The organism is Sporosarcina sp. (assembly GCF_029257255.1).
Taxonomy (GTDB): domain Bacteria; phylum Bacillota; class Bacilli; order Bacillales_A; family Planococcaceae; genus Sporosarcina.
Map to the genome: position 1 here is coordinate 1 of NZ_JARICI010000001.1, position 10,541 is coordinate 10,541.

The window sequence follows — 10,541 nt, forward strand, 5'->3', positions numbered from 1 at the left end:
TCCACAAGTGCATGCCATAACTCATTAACAGTTTCTGTAACTGTCAGCGAAGCGTTTTCTTCTACTTACATAATACGTAAAGTCATGTATATTTAGGGAACACATACTACAGATACATCCGAAAAAATATTTTTTGGTCTTACTCAGAACGCGATAAACCTTGTCACTATCGTATTTCCAAGAAGGAGTCGCCGCCCTCCACTCCGCTACACTGGCTTGTATTTCAGTACTTATTCAGTAGATAGCATCATAGCACTCATCAATAGGCGTAACTCACCAGAATACAACCCTAATTAGTTACAACCAGACTTAAAAAATAGCCACACCAGGTTTTTCAGTAATAAGTTCTTTGATACGGTTTTGCTCGTCCATGATTAGAACGTTTGGTTGATGTGTGCGTGCTTCTTCGTCGGAGAGGTAGACATAATTCAAAATGATGACGATGTCGCCAGGTTGTACTAGGCGTGCTGCTGCACCGTTTAAACAGATCACGCCGCTTCCTCTTTCGCCTGCAATAATGTATGTTTCGAAGCGTGCTCCGTTGTTATTATTGACGATCTGTACCTTTTCATTTGGCAGCATGCCTGCAGCATCCAATAGATCACGGTCAATTGTAATACTGCCTACGTAGTTCAGGTTGGCTTCTGTAACGGTTGCGCGGTGGATTTTTCCATTCATCATCATTCTAATCATTTTTTCTCATCCTTTATAGTTGACATAATAATATTATCTATTAACCTTGTCGAAGAAAATTTCACAGCAGTTGCAATAATGATTTCGTCTGCATCGCTGAAATTTTCATTCAAAGAAGGATATGCTAATGCTTTGATGTAATCAATTGTGCCTGACGTATTATTCTCAATCGCTGAACTGACAATCTTCTCCACTTCTTTAAGTGGAACACCTTCATAATAACTCTTTTTTCCGCTGCCTAGTGCGCGGTATATCGCGCTTGCTTCTTGTCGTTCTGAATCAGTCAGATGGACATTACGTGAACTTTTCGCCAGGCCGTCTTCTTCACGGACTGTCTCGACACGGTTAATCGCCGTTCGCAAATTAAAGTCCCGCACAAACGTCTCGATAATTGCTAATTGCTGTGCATCTTTCATTCCAAAGTAGGATTCATCAGGATTAACGATATTGAATAGCTTCAGCAATACTTTCAGAACCCCGTCAAAATGTCCGGGTCTGCTGGCACCACAAAGCTGTTCTGCCTGTGCGCCCGGTAAGATCCGGATCGAGCTGTCATGAGGATACATTTCTTTGACGGACGGAATGAATAAATAATTCACACCCGCTGCCGCTGCAAGCTCTGCATCCCGCTGCTCATCTCGAGGATAAGCCTCATAGTCTTCTCCCGGCCCAAATTGTGCAGGATTAACGAAAATACTCATGACAACCAAATCATGTTCTCTTCTTGCCTGTTCGACCAGCGCAAGATGTCCTTCATGAAGGAAGCCCATCGTCGGAACGAAGCCGACTGTCCGGCCTTCCCGCTGTCGTGGATTTAAAATATTCTGCAGTTCAGCTACCGAGCGAACTATTTGCATGGTCGCATTTGCATTCATAGTTTCTTACCTCCGTACAGAGCATCAAGCTCTTCTTCTTTCATTGTGAAGCGATGGCTTTCAGATGGGAATGAACCATTTTTCACTGCCAGATTATAGAGTTTGATCGCACCTTCAATATCTTTTCCTACCTCTGCATAGCTTTCTACGAACTTTGGCAGATTGTGATTTCCGTATCGCACCATATCATGGAAAACAAGTACTTGTCCGTCTGTCTCTGCTCCTGCTCCGATTCCGATGAGCGGAACGGATATAGCAGCCGCCACTTCTTTTGCCAATTGGTACGGAATACATTCAACGACAATCATGAATGCTCCTGCAGCTTCACAAGCTTTGGCATCCTCAATTAATTGCTGAGCAGCTGCAGCTGTTTTCCCTTGTACTTTATAGCCGCCCGTTACGCCTGCTGATTGGGGAAGCAGTCCTAAATGTGCACATACGGGAATTCCTGCTGTTGTCAGCAAATGAATCTTGTCGATCACTTCGCCGCTGCCCTCCATTTTTACTGCATTCGCAGAAGTTTCCTGGAATAAACGAAGTGCCTGCTGTAGCGTTTGATCCGCAGAACCGTGATAGGTTCCAAAAGGCATATCCATGATGACAAATGTATCTTTTGCTCCCCGGCGCACCGCTTTTCCGTGGTGGATCATTTCGTCAAGTGTCACGAGTGCTGTCGAATCGTATCCTAATACGACCATTCCCAATGAATCACCGACCAGCAGTACATCAACACCTGCATGCTCTGCAATTTGTGCTGTTGGGAAATCATAGGCAGTCAGCATACTGATTTTATCTCCCGCTACTTTCATCTTTGAAAAATCTGTTGTAGTTTTCACTGTTCATCTTCTCCTTTTGGAATGATTTCAGCGGGTATTCTTGTCCATTTTCACAAAAATAAAACCCTGCTGATCCATAATTGGACAGAAGGGTTGCGTAAGCATTAGTGAATGCATCCTCCGTCCCTGTCTTTTCAGATCAAGGCAGATCTACTTGCTATTTCAACTCAATTACAGGTGCAGCTCTTCATTGATACCGCCCTACGATGTATACTATATCAAAACAGTAAGATTCTGTATAGTTTTAATTCTTGATTTCTATATCAGCAGAATAAATTCCTCGCACTGTTCCGTCATCCAGCTTCAGTTCCAACATACCTTCTGATGATATCCCAAGCGCTGTCCCTTCCACTGTTTCATTGACCATCCGGGCGGTAATTCGCTTGCCAGTTATAGTAGCGTAACTTTCCCACAATAACTTTATCGGTGCGAATCCTTTTTCTATGTAGAGTGCAGTGTAGTGCTCCAAATAGTGCAGGATTTTCGCTACTAGTTTTGCCCGGTCTATATGCTCGCCTTTTTCGATTTTCAATGAAGTGGCGATAGACTGTAACTCATCCGGGAAATCTTCCGACTCTTGATTGGCATTCAATCCAATACCGAGAATGATCGCTTTGACACGGTCGGGATCTGCCTGCAGCTCCGTCAAAATACCTGTCACTTTCTTGCCGTTAAGTAAAATATCATTAGGCCATTTAATGACAGGCTGAATCTCCGCCACGTCTTCTATTGCGCGGACAATTGCCACCGCCGCTACAAGTGTCAGCTGTGGAGCTTGCTGTGGTGCCAGTCTTGGTCGGATGATCAGACTCATCCAGATACCGCGCCCCGCGTTTGAAGTCCAAGGCCGTGCCAGACGCCCTTTACCTGCTGTCTGTTCTTCCGAGATAATAAGGGTGCCGTCAGCTGCTCCGCCTTGTGCTTCTTCATGTGCAATCGTCTGCGTCGTCGGGCATGTTGAGAAGTAATGGATATGACGGCCGTAACGCTCCGTCTCCAAATATGTACTGATATTCGCAGCATTCACTAAATCCGGCGCTTTTATTAAATAATAGCCTTTTTTACGCATCGAACCAATTTCATAGCCCTCTTCTTCAAGTTCCTTAATATATTTCCAGATTGCCGTGCGGGACAGACCGAATTCATCGGCTATGTCCTGACCTGAAACCGGCTCACCTTGTGCAGCAAATAATCTTTTCAGTAACTCATTCTTTACGGGAAATTTCATAGACAAACCATTCCTTTATCGCCTGGGCGTCATTTTCAATCTGTCTGCATACAACCGCTTCTTCGATGATTCGTATCCATTCGCTCGTCCATTTTCCGCCACGTCTGCCTGACCACTGCAATAAGTCGGTACCAGTAAACGCCAATTCAGAACGATGCTGGATTGGTAAACTTTGCTTTCGTGCAGCTATTTGATCAAGTGGTTCAGCTTTTTCACGGGGATACTGCGACAAATGAATGCTTTCAGATATTTCCAGTACATCGAGCGGAAAATCATAAAGATCAAGGTCGTTATATAGACGTTGATTCCTAATCGCAGAAGCTTCCTCCATCTGTTTCAGAAAATGTTTCTCTTCGTTGGACAGTTTAAACTGTCTCGCAAGTTTTGCAGGGTTACTTTCACTTAACGTAAGCATCGCTGCCCAGCCGTGACGTACATTCCGGAAAGGCGCAAACTCTTCCAACCGTTCAAATGAAGAAAACAACTCGGGAAACAGTTCAGGAAGCCCGATTTCCCTGCTGTAGCGGAAAGCGGTGCAAGGATTCTGGCCATTCAACAACTTATCCAGTTCCGATTTAATTCGCTCTCTCGCGATATGGCCTAATTCAAACGCCATTTTTTTCATCGCGTCCAGCGTATCCTGCTCAATCCGAAAATCGAGTACGGAAGAAAAGCGCAGCGCACGAAAAATTCGCAATGCATCTTCACGGAAACGTTCTTCAGGACTTCCCACACAGCGAATCAATTGGTCATTCAAATCTTGTAATCCTCCGAAAAGATCGACCAGTTCACCTTCCAGCGTCATTGCCAATGCATTGATCGTAAAATCACGCCTTTGGAGATCTTCTTTCAATGAAGTGACATAGAACACTTCCTCTGGCCGCCGATGATCACTGTAAGTGCCTTCTGTCCTGAATGTCGTGACCTCAAACGGTTCGCCCTCCAACAGGACGAGCACCGTTCCATGTGCGATGCCGATATCTATTGTATGGCTAAATATCTCTTTTACTTGTTCAGGCAGTGCTGACGTTGCGATATCGATATCCGTTGGTTCCGTGCCTAGTACAAAGTCTCGTACCGCACCGCCGACAAATACGGCTTCGTAACCAGCTTCCGCCAATTGCCTGACGACACTTCGGCTGGCTGCTGATCCAAAAGAAGTTTTCATTTTATCTCCGCCACTTCTTCATATAATGCTTCATACTGTGAAACAATGTACTCTGAACTGAATTGTTCTTGTACGGTCTGGATTGCATGCTTTTTCATTTGTTTACGCAGCTCCTCATCGCTCAGTATTCGGGATACTCTCTCTGCTACGGCCTGTACATCACCAAGTTCAACAAGATAGCCATTATATCCGTCTTCCACAACTTCCGGGATGCCGCCAATCGCAGAAGCAACAGCTGGTACTCCGCATGCGAAGCCTTCAAGCAGTACCAGTCCAAATGCTTCTTTCTCAGAAAGCAACAGCATGACGTCACTTAGTGATAATAATTCTGGAAGATCATCGCGCTTACCTAAGAACAGGATCTCTTCCTCGAGACCTGCTTGTTTCACATACTCTTCCAAATCAAATTTTTCTGGACCTTCACCGACCAGAAGTAATTTTACATCGTGCTGCATACGTATTAATTCGAAGCTTTTAATGATATCAGGGATTCGTTTAACTTTCCGGAAGTTTGAAATATGAATCAGCACTTTTTCGCCAGCTACAATTCCAAGCTCTTCACGTAATGACGTTGTTTCACGCGGATAATATTTATCCTCATCAATAAAGTTATAAATTGTCTGGATCTCAGTTTTCGGTTGCAGAAGTGCGATTGTTTCATTTTGCAGTGAATGAGATACTGCTGTCACACGGTCTGACTTATTAATTCCATACGATAGTGTGTTTTTTAATGCCGGATCGTAGCCAAGAATTGTTACGTCTGTGCCATGCAACGTTGTGATGATTCCAATCGTTGATTCAGCCATATCTTTCGCCAAAACTGCAGATATTGCATGGGGCACTGCGTAATGGACGTGCAAAAGATCCAGGTTCTCCGACTCGATGACTTGCGCTATTCGGTTAGCAAGCGCAATATCATACGGCGGATACTTAAATACCGCATACCCTTCGATCGTCACTTCATGGAACTGGATATTCGGATGTGCATCGAGAAATCGAAACGGTTTACTGGACGTGATATAGTGCATTTCATGACCTCTGTTCGCCATCTTTAAACCGAGTTCCGTTGCGACAACTCCAGATCCTCCCAATGAGGGATAACAGATGACACCTACTTTTAATTTCCGTTGTTGTTGCATACGTTCTACCGCCTCACTGGGATGTTTAATCGATAATCTTTTCCAGTCCATAGACGAACTGAGTTGTTGAGACTGCTTCACGAATCGCCAGCAAAATTCCCGGCGCAAACGACTTACGGTCAAATGAATCATGACGAATTTTCAGTAATTCGCCTTCTCCTCCAAGCAGCACTTCCTGATGTGCAAGCAATCCAGGCAAACGAATACTGTGAATCTTCATTCCTTCGACGTCTGCTCCCCTTGCTCCTGCAAGTTTTTCCTGCTCTTCCGGGTGCCCTTGAATATGTGCTGCCCTCACTTCACGGATCATTTCTGCAGTCTTTACTGCTGTCCCGGACGGTGCATCAAGTTTCCGATCATGGTGCATTTCAAGAATCTCAATATCACCTAAATAACGAGCAGCCTGCTGTGCAAATTTCATCATTAAAACAGCTCCGATAGAAAAATTCGGGGCAATAATACAGCTTTTTTGTTGCTCTTTTGATAAGCTCTCTAAATCTGAAAGCATATCGTCTGTCAGTCCCGACGTTCCAATGACAACATGCAGACCGAGTGTCAGCGCTTCACTTGCATTGGCAAAAACCGCATCAGGATCTGTCACATCAAGCAGGATATCAGGATGATGCGCCGCGTTTAGTGCAGAAAGCGATGTATAAATGGGAACTCCGCCTTCCATACCTGTTACTGTTTCATTATGTAGAAATTCTCCATCATGTTTATAATCAAGTGCAGCTACTACCTCTATATCTGCCGCTTCATTCGCCGCAAGTACTGCCGTCCCGCCCATGCGCCCGCGTGCGCCTGCTATCGCTAATTTGATTGTCATTTACAATTCCTCCTTTTTGGTCCAGCGATCTGCATCTCTCGTTCGGAATTTCTCCATCACGGTATCCAGCGCTTCAGTTAAATTAATATTTTGTGAGTTGGCGAAACAAATCAAGACGAATAAAAGGTCTCCTGTTTCTTCTTCTAGTGTCCGTACGGCTTCTGTTGATTTCTTTTTTTTCATACCGTAGCGGTCCTGGACTTCGCGGGACAGTTCGCCAAGCTCTTCTGTTAATCGAGCCATCAGTTCCATTGGAGGAAAGTAGCCTTCTTTAAAGCCAGTTATGTATGTATCAACTTCTTGCTGTAATTGTACCATTGTTTTAGTCGTTTCCATGCGATATCAGCTCCTCTTCCTATCGTATGCATTTCGCTGACTATTGTCAAAATAAAATATTTGGGACATACTGTTTATATTGCTCGAATTAAAGGAGTGTTGAAGTTGTTTAATGGCATCCGTATACGCAATATATTATTAATCATACTTGGGGCAGCTATTTTTAGTTTTGGATTGGTCAACTTCACGATTCAGCATGAGTTGGCGGAAGGTGGATTTACAGGAATTACGCTAATTTTGCTGTTTGCGCTTCAATGGGATCCCGCATTAATGAACCTGGTGCTGAATATCCCGATGTTCTTTCTCGGATGGAAGATGCTCGGGAGACGTTCGTTTATTTATACCGTGATTGGTACGGTCGCTGTATCCGTTTTCATTAAGATCTTCATGAAATATCAAGTGCAGATCCATATGGAAGGTGATTTATTCCTAGTAGCTTTATTTGCCGGTGTTTTCATCGGTGTTGGGCTCGGTATTATCTTCCGAAGCGGAGGTACAACAGGCGGATCGGATATTATTGCGCGGCTTGCGCATAAGAAATACGGCATTACAATGGGAAAAACCATGTTTGCATTTGATGCAGTGGTCATTTTGCTGTCTTGGGCTGTGTATTTGGATTATCGCTCGATGATGTATACACTGGTCGCTTTATTCGTCGGTGCAAGAGTTATTGATTTTGTGCAAGAGGGAGCGTATTCAGCAAGAGGAGCCTTTATTATCACTAATAATCCAGACGAACTTGCAGAGATGATCGGCACAGTAATGGGACGAGGTGTTACGGTATTCAAAGGCTATGGGCATTTTTCTAAAGCTGACCGCGAAATTCTCTATTGCGTAGTGGGTAAGAACGAAATGATCCGCCTGAAGAATATCATTAATTCAGTTGACCCCGAAGCGTTTGTTTCATTAATGGAAGTCCACGATGTGATGGGTGAAGGATTTACATTGGACGAACAGAAACGTCCAATACAAGATTAAAAGGCTGTCCGCTAAAATCAGCGGACAGCCTTTTATTTTATATGGATTTCATACAATCAATCACGGTTTGTGAAGATCAATACTAAACGTACTAGCTCCAGAACAGCCACTGCAGTAGCAGCCACATATGTCATAGCGGCAGCGCTCAATACTTTTTTCGCCAATGGCTCTTCATCGTTACGGATAATTCCATGTTCAACGATTTGATCCATTGCACGTGAAGAAGCATTAAATTCTACAGGTAATGTAACGACTTGGAATAAAACTCCGACAGCCATTAATAAAATCCCGATCCCAAGCAAAGAGTTCATGCTCGAGAAAATCAGACCGATCATAATAAACACCCAAGAAGCGTTTGACGTCAAGCTAGCAACAGGTGCCAGTCTGTGACGGAAGCGCAGGAATGCATACGCCTCTTTATCCTGAATCGCATGGCCTACCTCGTGCGCAGCAATAGCTGTTCCGGCAACCGATGCTTCATGATAGTTACTTGAAGATAATGCTACAATTTTTGTCATCGGATTATAGTGGTCACTTAGGAATCCTTGGCTTTCCACTACTTTCACATCATGTAAACCATTTTGGTCTAAAATAAGACGAGCCACTTGCGCTCCCGTCATACCTGACGTGGAAGCGACTTTTGAGTATTTCTTATAAGTGCTTTTCACTTTAAACTGTGCATAAAGCGGTAGCAATATAATAATACCTAAATAGATCAAGAACAAGCCGATCTCTCCCCTTTCTTTCTACTCTAATTTTATAATGTATACTTGCTAACTGCAACTTTTAACTACGGTCTAATTTAAGTGAAGCGTGTCTTGAGCGCAGGCTCCAAATAGCAATTCCAATGCACACAATCGACATCCAGAAGGTAAAATAACCGATTTGCGGACTATACTTCATCAGGTCATGGTAAATCGGCATTTGGCCGAATACATAATCAATAATATCATTATGCAACGTCCAAATCGCAGCGATGGCTATATGCCATCCGGTGAATCGATAATTCGGCAAGTAAAGTACTCCCTGCAGCGCCATTGCCAAATGCGAGCCGATCAGCATCCAGCCAACCCAGCCGATCGAACCTGTCTCTACGAGCGTCAGAAAATTCATGGCGACTGCCCAAATACCATATTTCACAAGTGTGATAAGCGCAAGCGCTTCCATTAACTTGAAATGGCGTTTCATTAACCAGCCAATGATGGCGAAACAGAAAAACAAGGTAGCTGTTGGGCTGTCAGGCACGAAAATCCAAAACTTAGGTTCCGTTATTTCCAGCTGCCACATATACCAGTCATATCCGTAAACCGTTCCAAATATATTGATAAAGAGCAGAATCCATAAAAAAGATTTGTGAGATAAGATCATCCGGAGCTGCATGAATAAAATACGCAAAAACAATCCCCCTTATTTTTTGGATATTTGTATGTATTAGCCCTCCAGTGCCTGTCGAGCCTGGACGGCGCTTTCCACTTTTCAGATGGCCAGTTGCAAGCGCCAGGCTCTCGGGTCACTTCGGTCTTGCCGAAAAGGTGCAAAGACCGCACCTTTATCGGCAAGACCTCCAGTGCCTGTCGAGCCTGGACGGCGCTTTCCACTTTTCATTCAGTGTATATAGAAAAAAAGAGTCAGTTTCCTGACTCTTTTTCCTTACTTCGTATTCAAACCTTCAATGAACTCAGCGAGTACTTGAAGATCTTCATCCGAACCTTCCCATGTACCAGGAGGCATTCCTCCACGGCCATCATGAGCAATTTCAATAATTTCATCTGCTGTCATACCTGTATTTGTCAATGGTAGACCCAGTCCGCCTTGGAAGGAGTCACCGTGACAGCTAATACAGGAAGAGCCCTGGTAGATTTCAAAGCCCTCAGCTGTTTCATCAAATTCTACTTCATCAACGATTGCACCTTGAACTTTTGCAGCTTCCCAGTCATGGTTAGCAACTGATTCCCAAGTCAAGTAGAAAATCGCTAAGAACGAAAGAATCATGAATCCAGTTGGCAACGGACGCTTAAATGGACGTCTTTCTTTTGTTGTATCCATGAAAGGAACCAACATTAAAGCCATAAATGCCAATCCTGGAATGATGATGGCACCGACCACGTTGAAAGGACCGGATGCGAATTCATATTTCAGTAATTGATACATGAATAGGAAATACCAGTCTGGAACCGGTATATACAGAGGATCCGTCGGGTCCGCTTGACGCTCAAGCGGTGACGGGTGTGCAAGAGTAACAATCAGGTAGCCGATCAAGAAGATCGATCCGATCATCCACTCTTTCAATAGAAAGTTTGGCCAGAATGCTTCGGTTTTACCCGGATATTCTGAGTAATCTTTTGGTGTATTCGGCATTTTGTTTGAAGCTTTGATGCGCGAATCTCCAACAAATTTCATCCCTTTTCCGCGGTGCATGTTATTCCCTCCTTCTTAAATTTCAGATGACCCTAACCAAAAAA

General features: G+C 44.0%; 12 protein-coding genes. 1 reads left to right on the plus strand and 11 read right to left on the minus strand.

Features of this window, described 5'->3' with window-relative positions; translation table 11 throughout:
- Positions 1–309: 309 nt before the first annotated feature.
- From panD to Q1J64_RS00040, 8 genes are all read right to left on the minus strand, one after another.
- Positions 310–693 carry an aspartate 1-decarboxylase gene (gene panD, locus Q1J64_RS00005; protein WP_301107042.1) on the minus strand — a complete coding sequence of 128 codons (384 nt, stop codon included), beginning with the start codon at positions 691–693 and terminating at the stop codon, positions 310–312.
- Positions 690–1,568 (minus strand): pantoate--beta-alanine ligase, encoded by an 879-nt coding sequence (panC, locus tag Q1J64_RS00010; RefSeq protein ID WP_367183469.1) that lies wholly within the window; start codon positions 1,566–1,568, stop codon positions 690–692. Before panC ends, panD begins: the two co-directional genes overlap by 4 nt.
- The gene (panB, locus tag Q1J64_RS00015; RefSeq protein ID WP_301107043.1) at positions 1,565–2,404 is read right to left on the minus strand and encodes a 3-methyl-2-oxobutanoate hydroxymethyltransferase; all 840 of its coding nucleotides are present in this window, start codon (positions 2,402–2,404) and stop codon (positions 1,565–1,567) included. Before panB ends, panC begins: the two co-directional genes overlap by 4 nt.
- Positions 2,405–2,648: 244 nt before the next feature.
- The gene (locus tag Q1J64_RS00020) at positions 2,649–3,632 is read right to left on the minus strand and encodes a biotin--[acetyl-CoA-carboxylase] ligase (RefSeq protein ID WP_301107044.1); all 984 of its coding nucleotides are present in this window, start codon (positions 3,630–3,632) and stop codon (positions 2,649–2,651) included.
- A complete protein-coding gene (locus tag Q1J64_RS00025; RefSeq protein WP_301107045.1) occupies positions 3,610–4,800 on the minus strand; it encodes a CCA tRNA nucleotidyltransferase in 1,191 nt (396 codons plus the stop codon). Before Q1J64_RS00025 ends, Q1J64_RS00020 begins: the two co-directional genes overlap by 23 nt.
- The gene (gene bshA, locus Q1J64_RS00030; protein WP_301107046.1) at positions 4,797–5,939 is read right to left on the minus strand and encodes an N-acetyl-alpha-D-glucosaminyl L-malate synthase BshA; all 1,143 of its coding nucleotides are present in this window, start codon (positions 5,937–5,939) and stop codon (positions 4,797–4,799) included. The genes Q1J64_RS00025 and bshA overlap by 4 nt, the downstream gene beginning before the upstream one ends.
- A gap of 25 nt (positions 5,940–5,964) precedes the next feature.
- Positions 5,965–6,765: a 4-hydroxy-tetrahydrodipicolinate reductase gene (gene dapB, locus Q1J64_RS00035; protein ID WP_301107047.1), complete on the minus strand. Its 801-nt coding sequence runs from the start codon at positions 6,763–6,765 to the stop codon at positions 5,965–5,967.
- On the minus strand, positions 6,766–7,101 hold the full coding sequence (locus Q1J64_RS00040) for a nucleotide pyrophosphohydrolase (RefSeq protein WP_301107048.1): 336 nt from the start codon (positions 7,099–7,101) through the stop codon (positions 6,766–6,768).
- 105 nt (positions 7,102–7,206) lie between these two features.
- Between Q1J64_RS00040 and Q1J64_RS00045 the strand changes: the two genes are divergently transcribed.
- Positions 7,207–8,079 (plus strand): YitT family protein, encoded by an 873-nt coding sequence (locus tag Q1J64_RS00045; protein ID WP_301107049.1) that lies wholly within the window; start codon positions 7,207–7,209, stop codon positions 8,077–8,079.
- A gap of 56 nt (positions 8,080–8,135) precedes the next feature.
- Here Q1J64_RS00045 and Q1J64_RS00050 read toward each other — a convergent pair whose 3' ends face one another.
- The 3 genes from Q1J64_RS00050 to Q1J64_RS00060 form a co-directional block, all read right to left on the minus strand.
- Complete coding sequence (locus Q1J64_RS00050) at positions 8,136–8,804, minus strand: zinc metallopeptidase (RefSeq protein ID WP_483315979.1); 669 nt, start codon at positions 8,802–8,804, stop codon at positions 8,136–8,138.
- Between the two features lie 61 nt (positions 8,805–8,865).
- The gene (gene lhaT, locus Q1J64_RS00055; protein ID WP_301107053.1) at positions 8,866–9,459 is read right to left on the minus strand and encodes a lipoprotein heptaprenylglyceryl N-acetyltransferase LhaT; all 594 of its coding nucleotides are present in this window, start codon (positions 9,457–9,459) and stop codon (positions 8,866–8,868) included.
- Between the two features lie 270 nt (positions 9,460–9,729).
- On the minus strand, positions 9,730–10,497 hold the full coding sequence (locus tag Q1J64_RS00060; protein ID WP_301107050.1) for a menaquinol-cytochrome c reductase cytochrome b/c subunit: 768 nt from the start codon (positions 10,495–10,497) through the stop codon (positions 9,730–9,732).
- Between the last annotated feature and the right edge of the window lie 44 nt (positions 10,498–10,541).

Bases quoted from the DNA above. Each gene is read 5' to 3' on its own strand.
- panD (WP_301107042.1), bottom strand. From the start codon at position 693: ATGATTAGAATGATGATGAATGGAAAAATCCACCGCGCAACCGTTACA.
- Q1J64_RS00040 (WP_301107048.1), bottom strand. From the start codon at position 7,101: ATGGAAACGACTAAAACAATGGTACAATTACAGCAAGAAGTTGATACA.
- bshA (WP_301107046.1), bottom strand. From the start codon at position 5,939: ATGCAACAACAACGGAAATTAAAAGTAGGTGTCATCTGTTATCCCTCA.
- Q1J64_RS00060 (WP_301107050.1), bottom strand. From the start codon at position 10,497: ATGCACCGCGGAAAAGGGATGAAATTTGTTGGAGATTCGCGCATCAAA.
- lhaT (WP_301107053.1), bottom strand. From the start codon at position 9,459: ATGCAGCTCCGGATGATCTTATCTCACAAATCTTTTTTATGGATTCTG.
- Q1J64_RS00025 (WP_301107045.1), bottom strand. From the start codon at position 4,800: ATGAAAACTTCTTTTGGATCAGCAGCCAGCCGAAGTGTCGTCAGGCAA.
- dapB (WP_301107047.1), bottom strand. From the start codon at position 6,765: ATGACAATCAAATTAGCGATAGCAGGCGCACGCGGGCGCATGGGCGGG.
- panC (WP_367183469.1), bottom strand. From the start codon at position 1,568: ATGAATGCAAATGCGACCATGCAAATAGTTCGCTCGGTAGCTGAACTG.
- Q1J64_RS00020 (WP_301107044.1), bottom strand. From the start codon at position 3,632: ATGAAATTTCCCGTAAAGAATGAGTTACTGAAAAGATTATTTGCTGCA.